The organism is Hirschia litorea, assembly GCF_042665075.1.
Taxonomy (GTDB): domain Bacteria; phylum Pseudomonadota; class Alphaproteobacteria; order Caulobacterales; family Hyphomonadaceae; genus Hirschia; species Hirschia litorea.
On sequence record NZ_JBHTBR010000002.1, the window covers coordinates 1,094,737 to 1,119,933 of the forward strand.

Here is a 25,197-nt window from a genome sequence, read left to right on the forward strand (position 1 = left end):
CTAAGCACGCTTTAGAAACATGATTTTGGTCTCAGCATCACCGTTTTTCCACGCATGCTGGGTGTTGGGACCAAAGCTTATAAAATCACCTGCTTTAAATTCGACACCTTGCGTTTTGGCACCATCTTCCTTGCCTGCATACATAAGTCCATGCCCAGAAACGACATAGGATAACCATGTGTCTGGTGAAGCATGAAGCGGAAATTCTTCTGCATTTGGTGCAACTTTAAACATGAAAAAGAATAAGCCTGCCGCTTCAGCTTCAACGCTAATAGCTTCCCAGCCCGAATAGTCTGCCGCAGTAAATTCGGGCGCATTCTCTATGCTTATAAAGGACTCACCATTTTTATCCGTCATGGTGAAATGTTTATTCTTAGATGACATTTATACTCTCCCCATTCTTAACCGCAGCATTGCATATTGTTAGCAATATGCACAGTGATGGGAAGAGATTGAAACAAACCTTGGATTACTCAGAAGGAATATTTTTAGATAGCCCTACTTGCTTTCTTAGTTTTGGCCATTGGTCTTGGATATCTTTAGCAAACGAATACCCCCAAGGCGTTTCAGCCGGAGCATTTTTTAAAGCATCTATATGTTTGGCAGCGCCTTCAAATTGCCCTGCGCGATAGAAAGCATACCCAAAATTATTGTGTGCGAACTGCGTGGCAAAAACATCTTTTTGCGCACGGGCGTTTTGCTCCATGAGCATTTCAAAACGCGTATTGGCGGCTAAAATCTCCTGAAAGACCTCATCACGCGTTAGATAATTTTGATATTCAGACCGAATACTTGCTTCATCATCCATCATCGCATTCAGCCAGACTTCAATATGCGCTCGTGCTAGCAAAGCTTGGCGTGCAGGATGTATATTATCACACTGAGCTACATCGCGTGCAAAAGCGAATACCTTTTCCAGACTTCCACCCCATTTAGGACATAGCGATTGCAACGCGACACCCAAAGCCTCTAAGGGTGGATCATCGCATTGAATAAGACGTGCAATTAGCGCATCTCTTTCCTCGCGATTACCTTCCCCCATGGCCACGCGAATTTTAAATCCAATTGCCAATGGGTTGTGAGGTTTCGCCTCTAACGCTCTATCCAAATACTCTGTCGCGGCTTCCAATTCATTGAAGAACATCAAGCCCGCATCAAGACCGACTCGGTCCCCCGTTGCACCGCCGCGATAACGCCATGCCCATTGTGTTCTAATGCCGCCAACAAATATATCAGCGTCACTTGTAGGTGGAAAATCCATGTTGAACTGTCCAAGTTCACCATTCACACCACATGCTTGGATAAGCGCGTACTGACCATTATTCGTCTGTTTCGCCAAAAGCTGAGACAAGCCAGACCAATTGCCTTTATCCATATGATTTAAGGCCGCATCCATATCGGGATGCCAATTTGCGCATTTCAGAGAGCGTTTCTTACCCCCATTAAACAATCCAAACATTGGCCCTCTTTTTCTACTAAATGCTGATCACCCTATTGGGGTTCATACGGTTTTCTGGATCAAGCGCACGCTTCACGGCTTTTAACATATCCATTTCAACATCAGAGACGCGCTCCGCTAGCTCATCCCGTTTCATGGTTCCAATACCATGTTCTGCTGAAATAGATCCATTCATATCACATACAAGGTCGTGCACAGCTTTGGTAAGTTCGGCTCCATAAGCTTTGTAAAACTCATCATCACTTACCCCCTCAGGAGGCGCAACATTATAGTGCATATTTCCATCACCAACATGCCCAAATGAAATGATATTTGCATTCGGCACAATGGCGTAAACACGCGCATTTGCCTGCTCTATAAACGCCGGCAAAGAAGACACTGGCACAGACACATCATGCTTAACTGCTTTTCCAAACGCTTTTTCAGCGAGAGGAAGTGTTTCGCGGATTTTCCAGATTTCAAAAGCTTGTGTTTCGCTTTCGGCTAACACACCATCCGTGACGATTTCGGATTCCATCGCTTTTTCAAGCAATCCTTCAAGCACATCCCGCGCACCTTCTTCTCTTGGGAATGATATTTCCATCAACACATACCAAGGCGATTTAGCGTCAGGGTGTGGGTCTCGTGTGTCAGGCATTTGCTCTAACACAAAATCAACACCAATACGGGGCATTAGCTCAAAACTAGATACAGCACCGCCCGTCTCTGCTTTAGCAAGTGCAAGCAATTCAACAGCCTTTGCAGGCGATTCAACACATAACCATGACACCATTTTTACAGCGGGGCGCGGCATCATTTTTAACGTCGCAGCGGTAATTACACCTAGCGTGCCTTCAGCCCCGATAAATAGCTGTTTTAGATCATAGGCGGTATTGTCTTTACGCAAACCTGTGAGCCCATTCCAAATGCGTCCGTCCGGCATAACAACTTCAAGGCCGAGAACAAGATCTCGCATCATGCCATATTTCAAAACAGCGACACCACCTGCATTTGTGGAAATCAATCCACCAATCTGTGCCTGACCTTCAGCACCAAGCGATAATGGGAAAAGTCTATTTTCTTTCGCCACAATTTCTTGAAGTTCAGCGAGAATAATCCCTGCTTCAACGGTCACGGAGTCATTGAGTGGATCTATATTTCGTACCGCCCGCAAACGCTTGGTGCTCAACAATACTTCGCCATGCGGCAAGCCACCCAATACCAATCCAGTATTGCCGCCCTGAGGCGTAACCGCCACGCCATATTCCGCACACAATGCCATAAATTCAGACACCTGCACGACGCTTTCTGGACGCGCAATAAAAGGTGCTTCGCCATTGCCACGTCCGCGCCAATCAGACAGGTAATTTTCCATGTCCGCAGGTGTATCAATAAAGCCAACTGGCCCCAGAAGTGTTTTCGCACGAACTAGAAATTCAGGGGCGATCGTCTGTGTCATTGTGTGTGTATCAGTCACTTTTAACTCGTAGGAATTACATCAGAAGGACAAGTTTTTACATTATGTTGCACATGTGTAGCCGTAAATACGCCTTCTACACCACCCCAAAAAGTATAACCCGTCTTTGTTCGGCTGACCCTGAAACAACTTTCATGTGCAAAATCATCCGCTCTATATGAGAAACATGCCTGACCATCATCATGGATTTCCAGTTTGCCAAGCAATTCAACACCGCTGAAGCGATATCGTGTCTTTCCATCTGGCTGGATGCATTCGCTCCATGGTTCTTTTGTTTGGGCTGTTTCACCTGATAGCAGCACACCAAACAATTCATTCTTCGCTTCTTCACTGGAAATGATGGCCGACACAGAATTTGAGCTTTGCGCCAACACAGCTCCAACAGGCAAAATGCATATTGCGCCTATACAAAAAGTCGATTTCATCGCCCTGGAAAAACGGATCATGACTTACATACCTCTACTCATTCTAGAAAACGGGTAACACGTTGCCCCTGTCTGGCAAATACGCAAATGGCGGTTTGGATGATTGAAATTGCAGGTTTGGCGTTTTGTATTTGAAATATTGTATTTTAAATTCTTGGCATCCCCAGTATGAAGACTCATGTTAGATATTTAGCGGAGTGTTTGCCCTGCCCTTAAAAAGTCCTGATAAGACGGCATAAATAAGCAAAACAGACAAAAGAGCATAAAACAATTGATCAAGATCCCACTCTTTCGCGCAGCAGGTATCGCATTCGTTTTTGCTATAACGGGTATGAACGCGCCTCTATATGCGCAATCCTATGGCACGGATCAATCTTTGACCATGAAACGTGACCTTGCAGGCGTATTGGGTGAAGCTCATTATATTCGTACCTTGTGCAATGGTGCGAATGATCAATATTGGCGCAATTATATGCGCGACTTCCTAAAGCATGAAGGCATTTCTAAAGAGCGCAAATCGCTGTTCACGACAGCCTTTAATCGCGGGTATAAATTTCAAAGCGAACGCTTATTCCGGTGCGATTCTGCCGTGGCATCATTGGAGGTCACGCTTGCGTCCAAAGGCCGAAAAATGGCAGAAACACTCGCAGCGCAATATATGCAATAAACTATTATTCTTAGAGAAAAAAATCTGACCCAGACGCCCGCCAGCTCACAAGGGGATTAGCTAGCTCGGGCGTTCTGGATCGACCATGTCGCAAGGTTGGGGGACAACAACATGGTCACGAGGAAAGCTCTGCGGGTGAGCTCCCCGTCTTACATATCTAAGAAGGAAGAATCGCTTTTCCAAGGCATAGCCCCACTATTTTACATTGTGGGGTGTTACAGACGTTTATGAGTCTTTGGATTGCTCGGATTCTATTGGTTTTTCTTCTTGTTGCTCTGCGACTACAAATAAATGTGATCCACACCTTCGACAGTGCGTCGCATCAGCTTCATGCCCCTGCAGCTCACACACCTTACACTTGATATCAATCTTCTCATCACTCGCGATAAGTGATTGCAACATACGCACAAACAAAGTCAGACCAAGCAACATCACCACAATTGACAGCACTTTACCGCCCTGCCCAACGAGCAACACATCACCATACCCTGTGGTGGTCATGCTTGTTACGGTAAAATAAAGAGCGTCCAATTGTGTATTTATATTGCTATCTTCGCGCCCAACTTGGTTCACATATACAAGCGCAGACATAATAAACAAAAACACAACGAAATTTGTTACGCGGTCGATCACTATGCGATGGTGATTGATGTATTGAGATACCGATTCAAGCCGCCGTAAAAACGTGAAAGCCCGCACAATTCTCAAAATCCGCAACACCCTCAAGAATGCAAGATTTTGGAAGAAAAATGGTACAACTAAAGTCAATACAACAAACACATCCGCGATATTGTGCAGCTTGCGGAAGAATTTGAACTTATCTTTGGCAATATAAAGCCGCGCAAAGAAATCCAGCGTAATGTAAATTGCAATAAATATATCTAGCGGAATAGCCCATTCATGATTCATTGCCCGCTGCCAAGAATGAAACGGCTCCCACAAGAACAGAATAATTGTGAGGAGATCGAGAACCAGAATCACCCAACGGAATATGAATGGCAAACGCCCTTCACCTTCATAAAGCCAGAAAAGGGTTCTGTTTAAACCGCTCCGACTGCTCTTTCGTTGCCCCATTTTATTCCATTCTCTCAATCAATCAGCTTTTATTGGTCTGACGCATGGGTTTAATTCACGCAAGAGCACAAAGACAGTAGAAAATCATCTCATTCCGACCTAAATGAGTAAGTATGAGTGAACCTGTATGCCTTGAAAACCGTGTTGTCCTCTGCGTAGACGGAGCTGATGCGGATACATTTTTAAATGGTCTTCTAACAAATTCAATGACAGGGATGGCCAAGGGTGAAATGCGATATGCCGCCCTGCTCATGCCGCAGGGAAAAATCATCTCTGATTTGCTCGCATTGCGCACGCCTGTAGGGTTTCTTCTTGATGTGCCAGCTCAAGCAGACGAAGCGCTGGCAAAACGCTTAAACATGTTCAAATTAAAAGCTAAAGTGGACGTACGCATTCGCGATGATTTGGCCGTTTATGCGTTCGTAAAAGACGGCCTTATTGACCCCCGCAATGTAAACATGCCTAGACGGTCTATAGATAAAAAAGACTTGTGGGATAACAAATCCCGCCGAGCTTATGACATTGAATGCATCAAAAACGGCGTTCCAGAACAAGGAAAAGACTTTGGTGAGAACGAAGTTTTTCCAGCCGATGTGAATATGGACATGCTCAATGGTGTAGACTTTAAAAAAGGATGTTTTGTCGGACAAGAAGTTGTCTCTCGCATGAAACGCCGCGCAACAGCGAGACGTCGTACACTTGGTTTCCACTTTCCTGCCGGAGCACCAGATTCTCACACCCCTATTTCAATTGGTGGAACTAATATTGGTCAGATCACATCTAGCAAATCAGAATATGCATTTGCTTTAGTGCGTATTGATCGCATGGCAAAAGCCCAAAACGAACATGGCGATGCGTTTCTAGCCAATGAACGCGAAGCCTCACTAATCGAACCTGAATGGCTTGCCGAACAGATCAAAGCTGTGACATCGTCTGGTTAGTTTAATCAGGACGAGTATTCATGGCAGATTCCAAAACTGACCCAGCACCTTATTGTGGCTGGGCACCTGTAAATGATGCACTTTATCGTGGCTATCATGATGAAGAATGGGGTGTTCCTGAATATGATAGTCGCGCTCTATGGGAGAAATTCCAGCTCGATGGTCATCAAGCTGGTTTATCTTGGATAACCATCTTACGTAAGCGCGAAACAATGCGCGAAGAATTTGATGGGTTTGATCCTGAGAAGATCGCTCTTTGGGATCAAGCGCGCATAGATAAAGCGCTTCTCAATCCAGGAATTATCCGTAGCCCTAAAAAAATAGAAGCGACAATCGGAAACGCCAAAATCTATCTGGATATGCGTGATAAAGGAGAAAACTTCTCCGACTATCTTTGGAATTTTGTGGATGGAAAGCCCATCGTCAACGCGCTTGACCATTGGAAGAACGTTCCCGCAAAAACGCCACTTTCTGAAGCTATCGCAAAAGACATGAAAAAGCGCGGCTTCAAGTTTTGTGGCCCAGTCATCGTTTATGCAGCCATGCAAGCTGTTGGAATGGTGAATGACCATGAAGTATCTTGCCCCCGCCATACACAAGTTCAGGAATTTTACCGATGAAAACAGCTCTTCTTTTATCCTTATGTGCGCTTGCCACAGCTGGTTGCGTCAACACTGGTAAGAATATGCATACAGAGCGCGCCATTCAGGAATGCCGAAATGACATTGGCACAGACCGCCGCGCATGTGAGCAAGCCGTAAAAGAAGAACGTTACCAACGTGACCTTCAAGAACGCATTGAAAACGAAGAATAGAGCTTAAAGTGTCCCCAATACAAAAAACGACTACACTCATCGGCGCTTTATGCCTGGCAAGTGCTCTTAGTGCTTGCGCGTCAAATTCCTCTCTTTCAACAGAAGAGAAGAATGATGCAGCGATTGCCAAATGTTTTGAGAAATTTCGAAACTGGCCAACGCAAAGACTCGCTTGCATTGATGAGGTTCGCAGCACTGAAGACCCCAGCACGACAAGGCCCAAACCCAAATCGACCCCAGAATAGAGCTGAATTAGAATTGAAAACGGGGACGATATAAATATCGCCCCCGTCATTCATCACCCATACCGCCTTGAGCGGGAGTTTTTTCTAATCATTAGACTCGTCGCCGAATATATCACCCCAAAGGGCATCAGGACTTGTCTTGTAAGCTTCAACAAGAACAGCAATAACTGCACCGGCTAAAACCATCCACAAAACAGCAGGTTGCTGTAATGTATCCACCATCATATTTATCATATTGTCTTCTCTCTTACGGAGTTTGACCAATATATCCCGAGGGGTTTAAGAAACTCTGAGTCTTCTGAAGAAATATGGTAAATATGCCCCTGTTTTTTGGTAACCTTTGGACTAAAATAGCCCTTTTTCGCGATTTTTCTGAATTTTTCGAGATTTTTTTATGACGTCAAACTTTTCCGCCGTTAGAATTTTAAATGAATGTGATGCGGATACTCTCCCTCCAGAAAACCAAACTGATGGAGCTTTCTCTATTTCAGAAAAAAATGCGGCATCTTCCAAAAAAAACTCCAAAGCGCCACCGCGTGCCTGGCAGAGAATGCTTTCTGGACGCCGCCTTGATCTCCTCAATCCCTCTCCCTTAGATATTGAAATTGAAGATATTGCCCATGGTCTCGCCCGTGTTGCACGCTGGAATGGACAAACCAAAGGTGATCACGCTTTTTCTGTCGCCCAACATAGTGTCATTGTGGAAGCCATTTGCGCGCTACTCGTGCCAAATATGTGTGTGGAGGACAAATTAGCTGCTCTCTTACATGATGCACCTGAATATGTGATCGGCGATATGATTTCACCATTTAAATCAATATTGGGTGACAGCTATAAAGATATTGAAACGCGGCTAGAACACGCCATTCATATGCGCTTTGGATTACCCGCCGCTATTTCCAAAAAACTCAAAAAGAACATAAAAAAAGCGGACCTAATTTGCGCCTATTTTGAATCTATCCACCTTGCAGGCTTTGATGAAAGCGAAGCAAAGCGCTTGTTTGTGCAACCGCCAAAGGGAATGATTGTTGATGTGACGCCATTGGAAGTGCCCCAAGCACAGGCCTTGTTTTTAGAACGTTTCAATGCCTTGCTAAGCGAACTCGATGCAGAAATAGCAAAACGCAGCAAATAGTCATCGTCAAATTAGAAAGCACAATGACACATTCTCAAGCTATAATGATGGGACTATCGGCGGTGATTGTCGCAGCTGATTCTACAAGTCCCTATGCGCTCGTAACACGCCATAGCGAGGGACGTTCAGGTCTCCCCTTCGGTGCATTTGATCCCATTAACCACCGCACAATGGAGCAAGGCCTGAGAGATTGGGTACACACACAAACTGGATTTGAACCAGGTTATGTGGAGCAATTATATACATTTGCAGACCGTGGCCGCGAACTTCCCAAAGCAGATATGGCGGATGCCCCCGAAAACGCGCGCATTGTTTCCGTCGGCTATTTAGGCCTCACACCTGAACGCACAGAAATTGATGGTGCATTTAATGCTGTTTGGCGCGATTGGTATCGCTATTTTCCATGGGAAGACCATCGCAAAGGCATCCCCCCCATTATCGAAAATGAAATAGAACCCGCACTCTCAAAATGGGCCGGCGATAGCTCTGCAAAAAAAGAGCGTGTCAAACTAGCATTCGGCCTCAAAGAATCGCCTTGGATAGAAGAGCGCGTGCTTGAGCGATATGAACTGTTATATGAGGCGGGGTATGCTGCTGAATCCGTGCGCGATGGCCGCAATCATTGTGCTGCGCCAATTTCTGGTCAGTCCATGGTTTCAGACCATAGGCGCATTCTTGCGACTGCTATTTCTCGCATACGTGGTAAAATCAAATATCGCCCCGTTATATTTGAATTAACGCCTGAAACTTTTACACTTCTCGAATTGCAGCAAACGGTGGAGTCTCTCCTCGGACGCCTCCTGCACAAGCAAAACTTTCGCCGTGCAATAGAGAAGTCTGAGTTAGTCGAAGGATTAGGCAAGTTCGCGACAACGACAGGCGGCCGTCCTGCTGAACTATTCAAATGCCGCGCAGATATACTGCGAAAAACGATTGCATCAGGCATTTCTACGCCCCATCAAAGGCGTGACAGTTAAATCTGGTAAGAAAATTGCTTACCTAGGTTTTCAAAAGTCACACCGATCTGGAAAGCAGAAAAATTGCAGCAATTATCATCTCTCCAAGCAGTTCGTGCAATCGCGGCGATATTCGTTGTTGTCTTTCACATCAACATCTATTTTCTGCCGGAACGCCTCTATAATGGCGAGAGTGCTGTTGAGCTTTTCAATATCGGGTATGCGGGTGTGGAGTTTTTCTTCGCACTGTCAGGTTTCATCATGGTGTATATTCACCAGAAGGATATCGGCACTCCAGAAAAAGTGTCCAGATTTGCATTAAAGCGCGTTTTACGCATTTACCCGCTTTATTGGGTTGTTCTAACGGCCTTTATTCTCGCAATGTGGTTTGTGCCGAGTATTGGAGCCTCCCTTGACCCAACAACTCTTGAATATGCACACAATTATTCATTATTCCCTGTCCACACTGGCATGATGTTGGAAGTTGCGTGGACACTCCAATATGAAATGCTGTTCTATATAGCCTTTGGATTGCTTATTTTTACAAAGCGTTTTGGACTGATCGCTATGGGAATATGGTTTTCCGCCTGTGCGATCACGCTGTTTCGGCCGATTGAAAACTCAGTGTTTGCAATGTTGCTCTCTCCCAACAATTTGATCTTCCTCTGTGGTATGTTGAGCGCGCTATACTTTAAACGTCTACAAGCCATCGACTCCTATCTCGTTGTCGCAAGTGGTCTTGCTATTTTCTTTGCAATTGGCATAGCCGACTTGAACAAGACTTTTCCATTGAATGAGGGCTGGCGCACACTTGGCTTTGGAATAGGCGCGAGTTTGACAATTATGGGGCTTGTGGCGGGCGAAGCATTTGGCAAAATCAAATCTCCCGCATGGCTAAATCGTATTGGCGATAGTTCTTACGCACTTTATCTTGTGCACCTTCCCGTCTTGATGGTGTTCTCTATTCTCGTCTCAAAACTGGGCTTGAATACACTTATCGGCCCGCTTCCCATGTTGATCGTGTTTACAATTGGATCCGTCATTGCAGGTCTGGTGACACATTATCTCATTGAAAAACCGCTCATTAAGCTGACTCAACGCCTTTTTTTTAACTCATCGGCCTCAGGTCAAGTCCCAATAGTGAAAGTGTTCCATCCACCTTTGCACCCAAGTGAGCGCCCCTAAGGTAAGCTTAAACAATAACGCGTTTTTTCTTGTCAAAGCCCACTATATTCGTTAGAAAAACTATGCTCAAAATGGGCAAAGGCCCAGTAAAGTTCGGATTTTCCTTTCAAAAATGATAGTTAAATCTTGAAAAGTGCTGGCTAACACCTACATAATACTCATATTGAGTAAAAGGTTCCTAAGCTTAATTTTGGGCACCTTAAAGAATAAAGGGGCTTAAAATGGCGCGAATTATTGATGCAGGAAACACGTGTGCTGTTCCAAACTTGGACAAGCGTACACCTAACCCATCCCAAGACCGCGGCCTCGCCTATGATGACGACGTCAAAGCAGCAGTTGATCACCTCTATGATGAAGTGAAAGACTTTGTTACGCCAATGGAATGGCCTACGCTTGCACCGCTTATCCACGCGATCAACAAGCTCAAAAAAGAGAAAAACGCCGTTGTTTTGGCGCACAACTATATGACTCCAGATATCTTCCATCTCGTGGGAGATTTCCGAGGCGACAGTCTACAATTGGCACGTGAAGCTGCCGCTGTTGATGCTGATGTGATTGTCCAAGGCGGTGTTCACTTCATGGCTGAGACATCAAAAATTCTTGCGCCAGAAAAAACAGTTCTTATCCCAGACATGCGCGCAGGATGTTCCCTCGCCTCTTCTATCACGGCGGCAGATATTCGCCTGATAAAAGCAAAATATCCGGGCATTCCAGTAGTCACTTACGTTAACACGTCAGCGGCGGTTAAAGCTGAAACAGACATTTGCTGTACATCCTCAAATGCGGTCCAAGTTGTTGAACAAGCGGCTAAGGATTGGGGCACAGATACTGTCATCATGATGCCAGACCAATATCTTGCAAAGAATGTTGCAGCCAATACTGGCATTAAAATCATCACATGGGCAGGTGCTTGTGAAGTCCATGAACTTTTCACTGGCCAAGACGTAATTGACCTACGTGAAGCACACCCAGGTGTGATGGTTCTTGCCCACCCTGAATGTCCACCAGATGTGCTCACACAAGCAGACTATGCAGGTTCAACAAGTGGGCTTGCCAATTATGTCAAAGAGCATTCTCCAAACAAAGTGCTCCTGCTGACGGAATGTTCCATGAGTGACAATGTTGCGATGGAAAACCCAGATGTTGAGTTTGTAAAACCATGTAATTTGTGTCCGCACATGAAGCGCATCACGGTTGAAAACATCTATGACTGCTTGGTCGATATGAAGCACGAAGTCCTCATTGATGAAGTGGTACGTATCAAAGCAAAAGCTGCAATTGATGCCATGCTCGCGCTACCGAAAATGAAGACACCGCCAGATTTCCAAACAGGGCTTCAACCGATGGAAATTGCGGTTGAATCGCCAGCAACGATCAACGAACCAGCATAAGCGCTGTTTTCGATACCGCATTCAACATCACGGATGCGGTATCTTTTTAAAAACACATTACCACCGCTATTTTATTTCAGGTTGATATCAGATTAAATTAAAATCAGGTTCAATCAGAGGATTTGTTGCCATGAGAGCAATATCTAGTTTCAAGCCTTCTTCGATCCGCAAATGCGTTTTCGCAAGCCTTGCTAGCGGTGTGTTGATGACTGTCTGCATAAGCCCAGCCGCATCTGCTCACACCCTCCAACCCATCTCCGATAAAGCTGCAAACATAACCGGCTCTTGGGTGTTTGAAACGGGACGCTACAATCAAGGCACCTGTAAACTAACGGGACAAATGTATATCCGCCCGACATCGCAGCCCAATCAATATAGCTGCGAGTTTACAACATTTGAAAAATGCCCTTCCGTCTCAGCAGAAGTAGAGCAAGTTTGCTCACTGCGTGTTGAGGGTGACCAAGCCGCCTTTGTCTCAAAAATAAAGCGCATCGCAGAACAAAAACCCTTTGCCTATGAATACGCACCAGATGATTGGCGTTTAACGATCAAATCAACTGATGAAATGATTGGCACCCTCGAAAGCGCAAGTCGCGCTTATGTAATTTTCAAGCGCGATACCGCGCCAACATCCTGAGCTTTATGACAGTCATTTCTCACTCCAATACGTCGTCGCCTGACGCAGACATCCTTATTGTCGGCGCAGGTTTGGCTGGTCTTTTTTTGGCGCTAAAACTTGCACCGAGAAAATGTACTGTCATCTCCCCAGCGCCGCTTGGAACCGCAGCCTCATCAGCTTGGGCACAAGGTGGTTTAGCCGCAGCCCTTCACCCTGCCGATAGTCCTGAGCTACACGCAAAAGATACAATCGCCGCCGGAAGCCATCTCGTAGAACCCGTCGTTGCCAGCCTCATCGCCACACATGGTCCCGCCCGCGTGCGTGACCTTCTTGAGCTAGGCGTTCCTTTTGATCGCACAGAAAATGGCGCACTCGCACTTTCGCTTGAAGCAGCTCACTCCCATCCGCGTGTGGCCCGCGTCGCTGGTGATCTTGCAGGCCAAGCCATTATGCAAGCGCTTGTAAATGCTGCTCGCCAAGCCAAACACATAACATTGATTGAAGGCATTAAAGCTGTCTCCCTGCTACAAGATAGCAATGGACGCATTGGCGGCATTGTCTCCGAAGATGTGCAAACGCATGAAATCGGCCGCATGACAGCCCTTGAAACAGTTGTGTGTGCAGGTGGCTCAGGTGGCTTATTCCAAGTCACAACAAATCCACGCTCTTCACGCGGCGATGCCATCGCAATGGCATATGAATGCGGCGCACTAATCGCTGATCCTGAATTTGTGCAGTTTCACCCTACAGCCATTGATGTTGACCGTGACCCAGCTCCACTAGCAACAGAAGCTTTGCGCGGTGAAGGTGCTGTCTTGCGAGACCGTTCGGGCCGCCGTTTTATGTTTGATTATCATGAGAAAGGCGAACTTGCGCCGCGTGATGAAGTTGCCCGCGCAATCTTTTCTGAACGCATGGCCGGACGTGGTGCCTTCCTTGATACAATCGCAGCAGTGGGTGATGATTTCCCGCATCATTTCCCAACCGTATTTGCAGCATGTCAGGCGGCAGGAATTGATCCACGCAAAGACCATATCCCAATTGCTCCAGCCGCTCACTATCATATGGGCGGCGTGGTCTCTGACATATGGGGACGCACAACATTAGACGGCTTATCCGTTTGCGGCGAAAGCTCATCAACGGGTGCTCATGGCGCGAACCGCCTTGCTTCCAATTCATTGCTTGAGGCTGTTGTCTTCGCTGACCGCATCGCCACACGTTTACGCGAAGCAACACTAAGCGCCACACAAGGGGAACTCTTAGGCCAACCTCCTATCGACCTCTCAGCGGAAAGTCTTGCAACACTGCGCAAGCTGATGGCAGACCATGCCGGCGTCTCTCGCAATAAAGAGGGGCTGACCACGCTTTCTGAGTGGATTGAAATGAAGGAAGAAACACGCGGCGGTGCGCGCGCACTTACCGTCAGCCGCCTCATTGCACGTGCAGCCCTCGCTCGCGAAGAAAGCCGAGGTGGGCACTACCGCACAGACTTTCCCAATGAAAAGCCACCCGCACGCACCTATGTGCGCAGAGGCGATGATTTACATCCCATCATCACGACAATCCCAATGGACAGCACAAACACTTTGAAAGCGTCCTAGTTTTACGCAATCTTCTATCTGATTTTACATTCTTTTATTCGAAATGAGCTTCATGAAAACGCTACCAATACCGCCTTTGCCAGATGTCATTATCGAGCCGCTTGTGCGCCTTGCACTGATGGAAGATTTGGGCCGCGCTGGTGATATCACTACGGATGTCACTATTCCCGCAGACACAAAGATGATTGCAACCGTGAATGCGCGTGAACCAGGCATTGCAGCCGGATATGACGCCGCACGTCTTTCTGCGCGCCTTGTAGATCCAGATTTAGAATGGGAAGTGCTTCATCCAGAAGGCGTGCCTTTTGAAAAAGGTGCAGAACTTATCCGCCTGAAAGGTCTTGCACGCTCCATACTGACAGCTGAACGCATGATCCTGAATTTTATCGGGCCTTTGTCTGGGATCTCCACGCTAACAGCCAAATTCGTTGATGAAGTGAAGCACACGCAAGCGCGCATTGTATGTACCCGCAAGACCACCCCCGGTTTCCGCGCCCTCGAAAAACGCGCTGTAAGGCTTGGTGGAGGCGTAAACCACCGTCTAGGCTTGGATGATGCTATTTTGATCAAGGACAACCACATTGCCGCTGCAGGCAGCATTAAAGCTGTGTTAGAACGCGCGAAAGCCTCGGTCGGCCACCTTTGCTCAATCGAAATAGAAGTCGATACCCTCGCCCAGCTTGAAGAAGCGCTTCCATTTCGTCCAACAGCTGTCTTACTCGACAATATGAAACCCGACATGCTGGCCAAAGCCGTATCCATGATAAACGGCACGTGCAAAGCCGAAGCTTCAGGCGGTGTAAATCTATCAACTGTGAAAGCTATTGCTGAAAGCGGCGTGGACTTTATCTCCGTCGGCGCGCTGACACACTCAGCTATCAACTTGGACGTCGGATTAGACTATGGCTGATCCCCAAAGAAAAAAAGCGAACCCGATTAAGGGTTCGCTTGATATTTATTTTTCCAAACTGATTTAGAAAGTTTTGGCCAAAGTTAGCTTCACATTTCGGCCCGGCTCAACATCGTTGAGAACAAGAGCGCCGAATACGGGGTGGAAAGTCGCCCCCGTGCGTGACGCTTGCGAAGTGTAAGCCTCATCAAAAAGATTATCGACACCTGCCGTCACAGATAATCCCGACACGCCAACAGCATCATCCCAACGCGCAGAGATATTGTGAAGGCCATACCCTTCTTTGTCTTCTCCAGACGCGGTCGTCACATCCGTTGTAATTTGAGAATTCCAGTTCAAAGATAAATTCAAGGATGTGATAAAATAATCAGCCTCGATACCGATGGATTGACCTGTTTCCCGCAAACTTTCAGAGCTTGGCGCTTGCGTCAGGCCAGAGCGATCATGATCAGAATCGGCAATAGTTGTCGTTAGGCTGAAATCTTCAATTGCGATACGTGCACTCGCCTCATACCCTTCTAATTCATACGTACCAATATTGGCATCTATAGTACCTTGGTCATCGATATAATCGTCAATGGTTGTTTTGAAAGCGCGCAATCCAAAAGCCAAATCAGCGATACCAAAGCCCGTTGTGTACTTCACGCCTAATTCAACATTCTCACCTGATTGTGGTTTTAGATTGATGTTTGCGACTTTGCTTTCACCACTCCCGCCAAAAATTTCAGGCAGCTCGGGACCTTTAAATAATTCCAGATAGCTTCCTTCCAAAACCAAATTATCCGTGACACGTGCCTCAAGACCCAACCCAAAGGTCACATCGTCATATGAAGAGGAGCTGTTTTGATCAATATAATCCACTTGATAATCGGTATAGCGCACGCCTGGTCTTAGGAAAAAACGATCGGCAAAACTAATCTCATTCTCTAAGAACAACGCGATTGTTTGCGCTTCATTTTCAGATTCTGCCGCGACATCAGAAACATCCAGATTCCCATCATAGGTTAGGTTTTGATCGAAATACTGCAAACCATAGGTTAGAGCGTGTTTCACTTTGCCAGATTTCAGATCTGTATATGCGGTGATGTTTACACCCTGATTATCTGCAACGGCCTCTTTGAAAGCAGGAGGTGTGCGTGCAACAAGATTTGGGTTTGTTTCATCACGCCAAAATTCCAAATCATTCATGGAATAAACAGCGTCTAAACGGAACAATTCGCCAAGATCAAGATCATATGACAAATTCAGCGTGTTGCGGGAATATTCAGTCGGAAGCAGAATATCGCCCGTAATCGCTGCATTTGTGAGGACACCCATATCAGGGCGCTGAGTATAATCTCCCGCATCCTCAAAAACATCATAACTCAATTCGATACGTTGGTTTTCAGCGATATCAAATCCAAGCTTTGCAAGATAATTCTTAGTTGTGCCGTCTGACCCAATCGTCTCAAGCCCATCACCATCTTCAAAATTATCACGATCAACTTGGTTGAAGTAAATCAACCCATCCACTTTTTCAGCGATCTGACCATAACCAGCACCCGAAAACGATGTCTGTGCGTTAGAATTATACCCCGCCATTAGGCGGCCACCAAATTGGTTATCTGTCGTCGCTAATAGGTCTTTCGCATCCTTGGTTTCAAAACGGACAACACCGCCTATCCCACCATGCGTAACCGAAGTGGCACCTGGTTGAACTTCGACTGATTTCAAAATGTCTGGATTAACAAGTATATTTCCGATGTGGTGATAGATATAATTCGTCTGCAGCGCACCATCCATGTACACATCCAGATTTCTATCATCCATACCGCGCACATTAATGCGTGAATTTAGTGAATGCGTTCCACCAATATCTACACCAGGCAATGTCCTAAGAAGGTCAGACAAGTGATCCGCTTGTTTGACTGCCAATTCCTGCTCCCCCAAAAAGAGCGAGTCTGACGACACAGATGTCCCCCATACAACGACAGTATCTTGGACATCCGTTTTTGCAGCATCCTGATTGTCCTGAGCCAACGCCTGACCAGCAAACATAACACTAAGACCAATCAAACCTGTGGCTTTCATCAATTGACATTTATTCATTCAAATCCCCTGAGAATAATTCTCACTATCAAGTAGTGCGCTAGGAACCACTATTAAGAATGATTGTCAATCGCATAGTATATCTAATTTAGTGAGACAGAATGAACCAACTGTCGATCATTGCCCCCTCTTACAAAAATATGCTCACACGCCTTTTGCGATAAGAGATTTCCTATCACTTCACGGCAAACAAAAAAGCCGCTCAGATATCTGAGCGGCTTTAATAATTTCAAAGAAGAATACGTATCTCTACAAAGCTTTTTCCGTTGCCATGTTCAAAGCGTCCGTCGCAGATACAGAGGCTGCCTGAATGCCGCCCTGTGCTGCACGACGCTCTGCTGCACGCGCTTTTGCTTCACGTGCACGCACAACAGTCCACTCACGACCTTCTGGATTACGATAGAAGATGTGTGTTCCGATTGTTTCTGTGTGGATTAAGCTAGAGCTCCAGTAAGGAGACACATAGTCTGTGTGATAGTGCGTAGCGTTGCCTGTAAGTGTTTTAGAGCTAAGGCCCATCATCACATAAGCTGCAACTTCTACAGAACGATCCCACGCTTCACCACGTGGCTTACGGCGCAATGATCCATCACACGTAAATGAGAACTGACACCCTGTTACACGGTTTGATCCTTGATAGACCACATCACATACTGTGTCTGGGTAATATTCTGAGGCCACACGGTTTTCGATAACTTCAGCAACGGCCAACTGACCACCAAGTGCTTCACTACGTGCTTCGTAATAAATAGCTTCTGCCAAGCACAAGTGCTCAAGGCGTTGTTCACGGACTTCTTCAATCTGCTTACGCGGAGAGAAGTTCGCAAGAACATCAACAACAGGGTCGATCTTTTCAATATCGAAGGATGCTTTTGTCAGCGTTCCGGGAACTATTGCACTATCTTGTGCGTAGTTTACCTGCTGACGCCATGGCTTCGTAATATCGATGGATTCAATTTGAATGTTTCCATCTTGGGACTCGCTGATAAGCTCAGCAAGCTCGCTTGCTTGGCCCAGAAAAGCCTCTTCGGTTTTCTGAACGCTCACATGCGCTGTGATTTGAGGCGCACCATACGCAGCAGCTGCGGCAGCACACGCTACCCCTACTGCACGTTGTTGCATAAGACGCTTTTCTTCCGCCGACATCATCACCAACTGGTTCAACGCGCCCTTAACGAACGCCAGAGAACTTTTGAGTATATGAAAATTCGATTTCATAAAAGTTAACAAGATTGCGCTCTTGCAATCATCCCTCAGCCAAAAAACAGTTAATATCTTCGTATGTATGAACTCAAAATAACGGTAGCAAATACCATACCTTAATAAGGCGTTAACGCTCCCGTTCGCGCTAGGTATTAGAAAACATTGGGTTTTGGCAACCCTTAATGCTCTTTCATGACTTATTTGCAATGTTTTGTTAATGTTTGAGAACAGACGTTTCCTTAACGTTTGAACAACCACATTTGTTCCCAAATTAGGCTAGAAGTTTATTTTCTATGAAAGATTTTATTAACGCTAAAATCGATTTTCGACTCAAAAAACGCCCATAGAGCGATTCTACTCGCCCTAAAAAAGAATCAAAAAAGGGAGCCAGACCTAAGTCCAGCTCCCCACTTTAGATAGAATCGTAGGCTTTTTGCTACGCTTTTAGCGCCGCGTGTGCCGCTGCCAAACGTGCAACAGGAACACGATAAGGCGAACATGACACATAGCTCATGCCCAGCTTGTGACAGAAAGCGATAGACGCAGGGTCTCCCCCATGCTCTCCACAAATCCCGATTTTAAGATCAGGCTTCACCGAGCGTCCACGTTCAGTTCCCATTTGAACCAACTCACCCACACCTTCAATATCAAGTGTGACGAATGGGTCTTTTTCGTAAATGCCTTGCTTCTCATAATCACCAAGGAAGCGTGCCGCATCATCACGGGAAATACCCAATGTTGTTTGCGTCAAATCATTCGTCCCAAATGAGAAGAACTCAGCTTCTTGAGCAATATCCGCTGCGCGCAATGCAGCACGTGGAAGCTCAATCATTGTACCAACCAGATAATCAATCTTGATATCTGATTTTGGTAGAACAGCCTCAGCCATTTTCACAATGCGCGCCTTCATAAGCGCCACTTCTGCTTTCGTCGCAACAAGCGGGATCATCACTTCAGGCACAGGTGCAACACCTGTTTCCTTTGCAACATTCACAGCCGCTTCAAAAATAGCGCGTGCCTGCATTTCGTAGATTTCTGGGTAAGTCACACCCAAACGACATCCACGGTGACCAAGCATTGGGTTGCTTTCATGCAATTCAGATGCGCGATGTGTAAGCACCTCAATAGATACACCAGATCCTTTGGCAACATCTGCCATCTCTTCATCAGAGTGCGGCATAAATTCGTGCAATGGCGGATCAAGCAAACGAATGTTGCATGGCTTATCGCCCATAATACGGAAGATAGCTTCAAAGTCAGAACGCTGCATTGGAAGCAATTTTTCAAGTGCTTCTTTACGGCCCTTCTCACTGCTTGCCAAAATCATAGCGCGCACAACTGGGATACGGTCTGCATCAAAGAACATGTGCTCTGTGCGGCAAAGACCAATACCTTCTGCGCCAAAGTTTTTAGCAACTTCAACATCAGCCGGTGTTTCGGCATTCGTGCGTACAGACAATGTACGGGCTTTATCTGCCCATTCCATAATGTGTGCAAAATCACCAGATAGATCAGGCTCAATCATCGCAACGCGGCCTTTAAAGACCTCACCTGTCGCGCCATCCACAGTCACAATGTCACCGCGTTTAAGCGTTTCACCCGCAACAGACACTTCGCCAAGCTCTTTATTGATACGCAAAGACCCTGCACCACACACACATGGACGCCCCATGCCGCGCGCCACAACAGCCGCGTGAGATGTCATCCCACCACGCGCCGTCACAATCGCTTTAGAAGCGTGCATGCCGTGAATGTCTTCTGGACTTGTTTCGATACGGATCAAGATAACATCTTCACCCTTAGCAGCTGCATCCGCCGCTTCATCGGAATCAAAAACGATTTTACCAATCGCAGCACCCGGAGATGCAGGCAAACCTTTTACAAACACACGCCCTTCAGCCGTCGCAGCCGCTTTAGCGTCTTGGTCGATCATTGGGTGTAAGAGCTGGTCAAGTTGGGCAGGCTCAAGACGAAGCACAGCTTCATTCTCAGTAATCAAGCCTTCTTTACACATCTCAACAGCCATAGCCAAAGCTGCTTGCGCTGTACGCTTACCATTACGCGTTTGCAGCATGTAAAGCTTACCTTCTTCAACGGTAAACTCGATGTCTTGCATGTCGCGATAGTGTTTCTCAAGCTTGTCGGCCACATCGGTCAACTGCTTGTAAACGTCAGGCATTGTCACTTCTAAAGGTGCATCATCAGATCCCATCTCAGCCGCACGTGCTTTTGAGATTGGTGCCGGTGTACGAATACCCGCCACAACATCTTCACCCTGTGCATTGATGAGGTATTCACCATAGAACAAGTTTTCACCTGTGCCTGGGTCACGTGTAAACGCAACACCCGTCGCAGATGTGTCACCCATATTCCCAAATACCATAGACTGAACGTTTACAGCCGTTCCCCATGATGCAGGAATATCATTATGTTTACGGTAGAAGATCGCGCGATCATTCATCCATGATCCGAACACAGCGCCAATAGCGCCCCATAGCTGGTCTTTAGGGTCTTCTGGGAAAGGTTTGCCATTATTGTGCGTCACAACAGCGGCTTTATATTTCACAATGACTTCCTGCCAGTCTTCGGCCTGCATGTCAGTGTCGAGTTCATAACCTTGAAGGTCTTTGAAATCTTCTAAAATGTCTTCAAAAACATCATGCGTGATGTTGAGAACGACATTGGAATACATTTGAATAAAACGGCGATAGCTATCATAAGCAAAGCGACGGTCACCAGAAAGCTGGGCTAGCCCTTCAGCTGTGGTGTCGTTCAAACCAAGGTTTAGAACAGTATCCATCATACCCGGCATAGATGCACGTGCACCTGAACGCACAGACACAAGCAATGGGTTGGTTGCTGATCCAAACTCTTTACCAGCTTTTGCTTCAAGCGTTTTCAAACTTGTTTCAAGCTGAGCATCTAGCTCTTCAGGATATTTGCGGCCCAAATCATAATAAGCAGTACAAAGCGCTGTTGTGATTGTGAACCCTGGAGGTACAGGTAAACCCAAGCTCGCCATTTCAGCGAGGTTAGCACCTTTTCCTCCAAGAAGGTTTTTCATTGATGCGTCGCCGTCAGAAGCACCGCCTCCAAAGTCATAAACCCATTTTGTGTTGGCCATAATTGCCGTCCCGTTTTATGTCCCTAGCCTTCTATTTTTGAAAAATCCGCGACTTGGCTAGTTACATCCCGGATTCTAGCTAACAATTTTAGGCGGTTGACCCGCACTTTATTATCTTCAGCGTTGACGATCACATCATCAAAAAATGTATCGACAGGTGCACGTAGCAAACTTAATGCCGACATTGCAGCTGCGAAGTCTTCTTCCGCCAATGCCGCCTCAGCCTTCGCTGTTGCAGCATTCAATGCCTCATGCAAAGACAATTCCGCGGCTTCTGACAACAGTTTTTTGTCAATCTCGCCCGTTATAGCGCTACCATCCTTTTTTTCTTCTTTTTGTAGGATATTTGTCGCACGCTTATGTCCCGAAACGAGATTCTTTCCGTCCTCAGTTTCCAAGAATGACGCAAGCGCTTCAACGCGTTTAACAATCAATACAAGGTCATCACCGCCTAGCGAGAACACAGCATCCAATAAATCATGGCGCATGCCCTTATCGCGAAGGTAAACCTTCAAACGGTCTTCAAAGAATGAGAGGAGGTCGGTAATACCAACAGTTTCAAAAGCATTATCTACTGCTTCCTTCACAGTTGAAGAAGTCGTTGCCTCTTTAGTCACTAAATCCCCAGCTTTGGATTTCAGCATGGCACCTTGTAAACCAATCCGCACATCATTCTCCAGAATGAGACGGATCACACCCAGAGCCGCGCGGCGAAGGGCGAACGGGTCTTTTGATCCGGTTGGCTTTTCATCAATCGCCCAGAAACCAACAAGCGTATCCAGCTTATCCGCCAGCGCCACAGCCACAGCCGTTGGCTCTGTTGGTACATCATCAGACGGGCCTTTAGGCTTATAGTGATCGCGGATAGTATCAGCGATGTGCTGAGGTTGGCCCTCTTCCATCGCGTAATAGCGCCCCATCACACCTTCAAGCTCGGTGAATTCAAACACCATCTCAGCCACAAGGTCACATTTGGCGAGCTTTGCCGCCGCAATCGCATCCTCAGCTTTAGCGCTCACAATCGGCGCAAGCTCACCCGCAAGCGCCGCCACACGCTCGGCTTTGTCTTTTACTGTCCCAAGCTTTTCGTGGAAGACGATATTACCAAGGCTATCAAAGCGCGTCTCAAGCTTCTTCGCTTTGTCATTCTCATAGAAGAACACAGCGTCAGATAAACGCGCAGACAGCACTTTAGAATTACCCGCCGCAATCGTCTTGCCGCCATCTTCAGCTTCAAGGTTTGCAACTACAATAAATTTAGGCGCAAGCTTGCCCGTCTTAGGATCGCGCACCGCAAAATACTTCTGGTGCACGCGCATAGACAGGGTGATGACTTCCGGCGGCAGCGCCAAGAATTTCGGGTCCATATCCCCCATAATCACCACAGGAAATTCGGCCAGCCCCGCCACTTCTTCCAGCAGGCCAATATCAGGCACCAACTCTAGGCCCTGCGCATCACACAAAGTTTTAGCTTCTGTTGCGATAATGTCTTTGCGTTCTTCGCGGTCGTAAATCACGCGGCCCTTATTCTTCAAAATATCGGAATAATCTTCAAAGCGGCGCACAGTGAACGGCCCTGCACCCATAATGCGGTGGCCCTGTGTGACATTGCTTGAAGCAATGCCATCAATTTCAAACGGCACCACTTCACCATCAAACGTACATAAAATACGTTGCAGTGGACGCACCCAGCGCAGCTCTCCGCTACCCCAGCGCATGGATTTTGGCCAATGGAATGAGCGCACAATCTCAGGCACCATATTCGCAATAATCTGCGTTGTTTCCACGCCTGGCTTATTAATCACCGCGACATAGAACTGGCCCTTCTTTTTATCGTCTTGAATTTCAGCCTGCTCGATGGAGTCTAATCCCGCACCGCGCAAAAATCCCGCAATCGCTTTTTCAGGCGCGCCAACTTTTGGCCCCTTGCGTTCTTCGCGCACATCCGCAGATTTAACCGGCAAGCCTTCCGCCACCACACACAAACGGCGCGGCCCAGAAAAAGCCTTCACCCCTTCCGCCATCAAGCCCGCTTCGGACAGTTTATCCATCACAGCGCGCTCAAGGTCAGCTTGCGCCTTTGCTTGCATGCGAGCAGGAATTTCTTCACAGAAAAGTTCTAGGAGTAATTGTGGCATAGCGTATGTGCCCTATGGCAAAGAGATCAAATTTTAGTTCAGAAAAAGCGGTGAATTTCGCGCAAACTACTCTGCTGCGACAGCTTCCGCTTCTTCTTGCTTGGCCCATGCTTGAGCAGCGCCCTTGGCCATATCGCGCACGCGGGCGATAAAGCTTTGGCGTTCGGTGGGTGACACCACCCCGCGCGCATCCAGCAGGTTAAACATGTGCGATGCTTTTAGCGCTTGCTCATAAGCAGGCAGCGGCAAAGGCTTTTCCAGCCCCAGCAAATGCTGGCTCATGCGCTCACATGCTTTAAAGCTTTCAAGCAAATCATCTGTATTGGCGTGCTCGAAATTGTAGGCTGATTGCTGTTTCTCGTTTTCCAGAAACACATCCCCATAAGATAATGGGTGCGGGCTGTCTGGGTCATTATATGGCAAATCATACACATTATCGACGCCAAACACATACATCGCCAAGCGCTCAAGCCCATAAGTTAGCTCACCCGATACTGGGAAGACATCCAAGCCGCCCACTTGCTGGAAATATGTAAACTGAGACACTTCCATCCCGTCACACCAAACTTCCCAGCCAAGGCCCCAAGCACCCACTGTTGGGTTTTCCCAGTCATCTTCCACAAAGCGAATATCATGCACAGTTGGGTCTAGGCCGATTGCGCGCAAGCTTTCCAAATACCAATCCTGAATCTCTGGCGGGTTTGGCTTTAAGATCACCTGAAACTGATAATAATGCTGCAAGCGGTTTGGGTTTTCCCCATAGCGCCCATCTGTCGGACGGCGCGAAGGCTGCACATATGCCACATTCCAAGGCTTAGGCCCCAGCGCCCGCAAAGTCGTTGCGGGGTGTAATGTACCCGCCCCCACTTCCATATCATAAGGCTGCAATACCGCGCACCCGCGAGAGGCCCAATATGTTTGAAGGGTCAGGATCAAATCCTGAAATGATTTAGGTTTTTGGCTAGCTGACATGTCAGTTTCTTTTTTGTTCGCGAGGTCTGTCTTCTGGCCGTCATAGACCACAGATTCCCCTCCGCTTCCATTGCACAATTTGGCGCGGAAGCTAGTCTTTTATGACTCAAGGATCAAGGTGGGGAGTTATCATGAAATCGATTCTACAAATTGCGAGTATTTTTGCACTTTTTATTTCGCCAGCAATTGCTCAAACTCAAACATTGCAAAATGACAAACTAATCGTGAAAGCGGGTAGCGAAAGTACAATCGAAATAGTCGATGGAGATACTTTATGGGTCGGAAACCACGAAATCCGATTATATGGAATTGATGCACCCGAAGCTACTCAAAGCTGTATAGTTGAAGGATTGTCCAGAAACTATTGTCACACACAGGCTAGCAAATACCTAGAAAATTTGGCTGCTAACACAGAATTTGAATGTGAATTTAAAGACAAGGACGGTAAACCTTGGATTCGTTATGGCAGGTACATAGCTGACTGTCGTGTTGGTTCCCTCGACGTAAGCAAAGAATTAGTCAGAAATGGCTGGGCATACGCAGATCCGAACTACGGCGATGCGTATGCAACAGACCAAGAATACGCACAGAAAAACAAACTTGGTATTCACGCGACTGAGCACAAAGCGCCATGGGTTTGGAGAAAAGAAAAACGTGGCGACAGCTGCTCGTGTAAATAAGCTTCCCCCCTCAAAACCCGTAATACCCGACAGCTTCGCCGTCAGGGTACCCATCTCTTATCGTTTCAACATTGTATCGGGATGCAATTTCGGGTGTTGGATTCCCTGATGCGC

General features: G+C 46.8%; 23 protein-coding genes. 12 read left to right on the top strand and 11 right to left on the bottom strand.

The features are described from left to right. The 4 genes from ACFQS8_RS05135 to ACFQS8_RS05150 form a co-directional block, all read right to left on the bottom strand. Positions 1-384 (bottom strand): cupin domain-containing protein, encoded by a 384-nt coding sequence (locus tag ACFQS8_RS05135; protein WP_382166192.1) that lies wholly within the window; start codon positions 382-384, stop codon positions 1-3. An 85-nt stretch (positions 385-469) separates the two neighbouring features. Then, positions 470-1,459 carry a hypothetical protein gene (locus ACFQS8_RS05140; RefSeq protein WP_382166193.1) on the bottom strand — a complete coding sequence of 330 codons (990 nt, stop codon included), beginning with the start codon at positions 1,457-1,459 and terminating at the stop codon, positions 470-472. A 16-nt stretch (positions 1,460-1,475) separates the two neighbouring features. Then, complete coding sequence (locus ACFQS8_RS05145; RefSeq protein WP_382166194.1) at positions 1,476-2,915, bottom strand: FAD-binding oxidoreductase; 1,440 nt, start codon at positions 2,913-2,915, stop codon at positions 1,476-1,478. Between the two features lie 2 nt (positions 2,916-2,917). Beyond that, the gene (locus tag ACFQS8_RS05150) at positions 2,918-3,361 is read right to left on the bottom strand and encodes a hypothetical protein (protein ID WP_382166195.1); all 444 of its coding nucleotides are present in this window, start codon (positions 3,359-3,361) and stop codon (positions 2,918-2,920) included. 250 nt (positions 3,362-3,611) lie between these two features. Between ACFQS8_RS05150 and ACFQS8_RS05155 the strand changes: the two genes are divergently transcribed. Further along, complete coding sequence (locus ACFQS8_RS05155; protein ID WP_382166196.1) at positions 3,612-4,007, top strand: TIGR02301 family protein; 396 nt, start codon at positions 3,612-3,614, stop codon at positions 4,005-4,007. A gap of 225 nt (positions 4,008-4,232) precedes the next feature. On the opposite strand, the gene ACFQS8_RS05160 is transcribed toward ACFQS8_RS05155, so the two are convergent. Further along, entirely contained in the window at positions 4,233-5,081 is an 849-nt protein-coding gene (locus ACFQS8_RS05160; protein ID WP_382166197.1) for an ion transporter, read from the bottom strand. A 113-nt stretch (positions 5,082-5,194) separates the two neighbouring features. On the opposite strand from ACFQS8_RS05160, the gene ygfZ reads away from it, so the two are divergent. From ygfZ to ACFQS8_RS05175, 3 genes are read left to right on the top strand one after another with little or no spacing between them, the layout of a single operon-like run. Next, a complete protein-coding gene (gene ygfZ, locus ACFQS8_RS05165; protein WP_382166198.1) occupies positions 5,195-6,022 on the top strand; it encodes a CAF17-like 4Fe-4S cluster assembly/insertion protein YgfZ in 828 nt (275 codons plus the stop codon). 20 nt (positions 6,023-6,042) lie between these two features. Beyond that, positions 6,043-6,642 (top strand): DNA-3-methyladenine glycosylase I, encoded by a 600-nt coding sequence (locus ACFQS8_RS05170; protein WP_382166199.1) that lies wholly within the window; start codon positions 6,043-6,045, stop codon positions 6,640-6,642. Continuing rightward, the gene (locus ACFQS8_RS05175; RefSeq protein WP_382166200.1) at positions 6,639-6,836 is read left to right on the top strand and encodes a hypothetical protein; all 198 of its coding nucleotides are present in this window, start codon (positions 6,639-6,641) and stop codon (positions 6,834-6,836) included. The genes ACFQS8_RS05170 and ACFQS8_RS05175 overlap by 4 nt, the downstream gene beginning before the upstream one ends. Positions 6,837-7,165: 329 nt before the next feature. On the opposite strand, the gene ACFQS8_RS05180 is transcribed toward ACFQS8_RS05175, so the two are convergent. Continuing rightward, complete coding sequence (locus ACFQS8_RS05180) at positions 7,166-7,315, bottom strand: hypothetical protein (RefSeq protein ID WP_382166201.1); 150 nt, start codon at positions 7,313-7,315, stop codon at positions 7,166-7,168. 316 nt (positions 7,316-7,631) lie between these two features. On the opposite strand from ACFQS8_RS05180, the gene ACFQS8_RS05185 reads away from it, so the two are divergent. The 7 genes from ACFQS8_RS05185 to nadC all read left to right on the top strand — a co-directional run bounded on the left by ACFQS8_RS05185 (position 7,632) and on the right by nadC (position 14,878). Further along, the gene (locus tag ACFQS8_RS05185) at positions 7,632-8,216 is read left to right on the top strand and encodes a YfbR-like 5'-deoxynucleotidase (protein ID WP_382166586.1); all 585 of its coding nucleotides are present in this window, start codon (positions 7,632-7,634) and stop codon (positions 8,214-8,216) included. A gap of 23 nt (positions 8,217-8,239) precedes the next feature. Then, complete coding sequence (locus ACFQS8_RS05190; RefSeq protein WP_382166202.1) at positions 8,240-9,193, top strand: NUDIX hydrolase; 954 nt, start codon at positions 8,240-8,242, stop codon at positions 9,191-9,193. Positions 9,194-9,256: 63 nt separating this feature from the next. Next, positions 9,257-10,357 (top strand): acyltransferase family protein, encoded by a 1,101-nt coding sequence (locus tag ACFQS8_RS05195; protein WP_382166203.1) that lies wholly within the window; start codon positions 9,257-9,259, stop codon positions 10,355-10,357. 221 nt (positions 10,358-10,578) lie between these two features. Next, a complete protein-coding gene (gene nadA / locus ACFQS8_RS05200) occupies positions 10,579-11,748 on the top strand; it encodes a quinolinate synthase NadA (protein WP_382166204.1) in 1,170 nt (389 codons plus the stop codon). A gap of 130 nt (positions 11,749-11,878) precedes the next feature. Then, a complete protein-coding gene (locus ACFQS8_RS05205) occupies positions 11,879-12,385 on the top strand; it encodes a hypothetical protein (protein WP_382166205.1) in 507 nt (168 codons plus the stop codon). A 5-nt stretch (positions 12,386-12,390) separates the two neighbouring features. Further along, positions 12,391-13,968 (top strand): L-aspartate oxidase, encoded by a 1,578-nt coding sequence (locus tag ACFQS8_RS05210; protein WP_382166206.1) that lies wholly within the window; start codon positions 12,391-12,393, stop codon positions 13,966-13,968. 52 nt (positions 13,969-14,020) lie between these two features. Beyond that, the gene (gene nadC, locus ACFQS8_RS05215) at positions 14,021-14,878 is read left to right on the top strand and encodes a carboxylating nicotinate-nucleotide diphosphorylase (RefSeq protein WP_382166207.1); all 858 of its coding nucleotides are present in this window, start codon (positions 14,021-14,023) and stop codon (positions 14,876-14,878) included. 63 nt (positions 14,879-14,941) lie between these two features. Here nadC and ACFQS8_RS05220 read toward each other — a convergent pair whose 3' ends face one another. The 5 genes from ACFQS8_RS05220 to ACFQS8_RS05240 form a co-directional block, all read right to left on the bottom strand. Continuing rightward, a complete protein-coding gene (locus ACFQS8_RS05220) occupies positions 14,942-16,966 on the bottom strand; it encodes a TonB-dependent receptor domain-containing protein (protein ID WP_382166208.1) in 2,025 nt (674 codons plus the stop codon). A gap of 249 nt (positions 16,967-17,215) precedes the next feature. Then, positions 17,216-18,184, bottom strand: coding sequence for a cell wall hydrolase (locus ACFQS8_RS05225; RefSeq protein WP_382166209.1), 969 nt, complete (start codon positions 18,182-18,184; stop codon positions 17,216-17,218). Positions 18,185-18,605: 421 nt separating this feature from the next. Then, positions 18,606-21,293 carry a pyruvate, phosphate dikinase gene (ppdK, locus tag ACFQS8_RS05230; protein WP_382166210.1) on the bottom strand — a complete coding sequence of 896 codons (2,688 nt, stop codon included), beginning with the start codon at positions 21,291-21,293 and terminating at the stop codon, positions 18,606-18,608. 23 nt (positions 21,294-21,316) lie between these two features. Continuing rightward, positions 21,317-23,431, bottom strand: coding sequence for a glycine--tRNA ligase subunit beta (gene glyS / locus ACFQS8_RS05235; protein WP_382166211.1), 2,115 nt, complete (start codon positions 23,429-23,431; stop codon positions 21,317-21,319). 66 nt (positions 23,432-23,497) lie between these two features. Next, positions 23,498-24,403: a glycine--tRNA ligase subunit alpha gene (locus ACFQS8_RS05240; protein ID WP_015826967.1), complete on the bottom strand. Its 906-nt coding sequence runs from the start codon at positions 24,401-24,403 to the stop codon at positions 23,498-23,500. A 131-nt stretch (positions 24,404-24,534) separates the two neighbouring features. Here ACFQS8_RS05240 and ACFQS8_RS05245 point away from each other — a divergent pair, with 131 nt between their 5' ends. Next, positions 24,535-25,083 carry a thermonuclease family protein gene (locus tag ACFQS8_RS05245; protein ID WP_382166212.1) on the top strand — a complete coding sequence of 183 codons (549 nt, stop codon included), beginning with the start codon at positions 24,535-24,537 and terminating at the stop codon, positions 25,081-25,083. The last annotated feature ends 114 nt before the right edge of the window (positions 25,084-25,197 follow it).

Coding starts and splice junctions, on each gene's coding strand:
- nadA (WP_382166204.1), top strand. CDS start 10,579: ATGGCGCGAATTATTGATGCAGGAAACACGTGTGCTGTTCCAAACTTG.
- ACFQS8_RS05180 (WP_382166201.1), bottom strand. CDS start 7,315: ATGATAAATATGATGGTGGATACATTACAGCAACCTGCTGTTTTGTGG.
- ACFQS8_RS05150 (WP_382166195.1), bottom strand. CDS start 3,361: ATGATCCGTTTTTCCAGGGCGATGAAATCGACTTTTTGTATAGGCGCA.
- ACFQS8_RS05245 (WP_382166212.1), top strand. CDS start 24,535: ATGAAATCGATTCTACAAATTGCGAGTATTTTTGCACTTTTTATTTCG.
- ygfZ (WP_382166198.1), top strand. CDS start 5,195: ATGAGTGAACCTGTATGCCTTGAAAACCGTGTTGTCCTCTGCGTAGAC.
- nadC (WP_382166207.1), top strand. CDS start 14,021: ATGAAAACGCTACCAATACCGCCTTTGCCAGATGTCATTATCGAGCCG.
- ppdK (WP_382166210.1), bottom strand. CDS start 21,293: ATGGCCAACACAAAATGGGTTTATGACTTTGGAGGCGGTGCTTCTGAC.
- ACFQS8_RS05205 (WP_382166205.1), top strand. CDS start 11,879: ATGAGAGCAATATCTAGTTTCAAGCCTTCTTCGATCCGCAAATGCGTT.
- ACFQS8_RS05190 (WP_382166202.1), top strand. CDS start 8,240: ATGACACATTCTCAAGCTATAATGATGGGACTATCGGCGGTGATTGTC.
- glyS (WP_382166211.1), bottom strand. CDS start 23,431: ATGCCACAATTACTCCTAGAACTTTTCTGTGAAGAAATTCCTGCTCGC.
- ACFQS8_RS05170 (WP_382166199.1), top strand. CDS start 6,043: ATGGCAGATTCCAAAACTGACCCAGCACCTTATTGTGGCTGGGCACCT.
- ACFQS8_RS05135 (WP_382166192.1), bottom strand. CDS start 384: ATGTCATCTAAGAATAAACATTTCACCATGACGGATAAAAATGGTGAG.
- ACFQS8_RS05225 (WP_382166209.1), bottom strand. CDS start 18,184: ATGAAATCGAATTTTCATATACTCAAAAGTTCTCTGGCGTTCGTTAAG.
- ACFQS8_RS05160 (WP_382166197.1), bottom strand. CDS start 5,081: ATGGGGCAACGAAAGAGCAGTCGGAGCGGTTTAAACAGAACCCTTTTC.
- ACFQS8_RS05220 (WP_382166208.1), bottom strand. CDS start 16,966: ATGAATAAATGTCAATTGATGAAAGCCACAGGTTTGATTGGTCTTAGT.
- ACFQS8_RS05185 (WP_382166586.1), top strand. CDS start 7,632: ATGCTTTCTGGACGCCGCCTTGATCTCCTCAATCCCTCTCCCTTAGAT.
- ACFQS8_RS05210 (WP_382166206.1), top strand. CDS start 12,391: ATGACAGTCATTTCTCACTCCAATACGTCGTCGCCTGACGCAGACATC.
- ACFQS8_RS05175 (WP_382166200.1), top strand. CDS start 6,639: ATGAAAACAGCTCTTCTTTTATCCTTATGTGCGCTTGCCACAGCTGGT.
- ACFQS8_RS05240 (WP_015826967.1), bottom strand. CDS start 24,403: ATGTCAGCTAGCCAAAAACCTAAATCATTTCAGGATTTGATCCTGACC.
- ACFQS8_RS05140 (WP_382166193.1), bottom strand. CDS start 1,459: ATGTTTGGATTGTTTAATGGGGGTAAGAAACGCTCTCTGAAATGCGCA.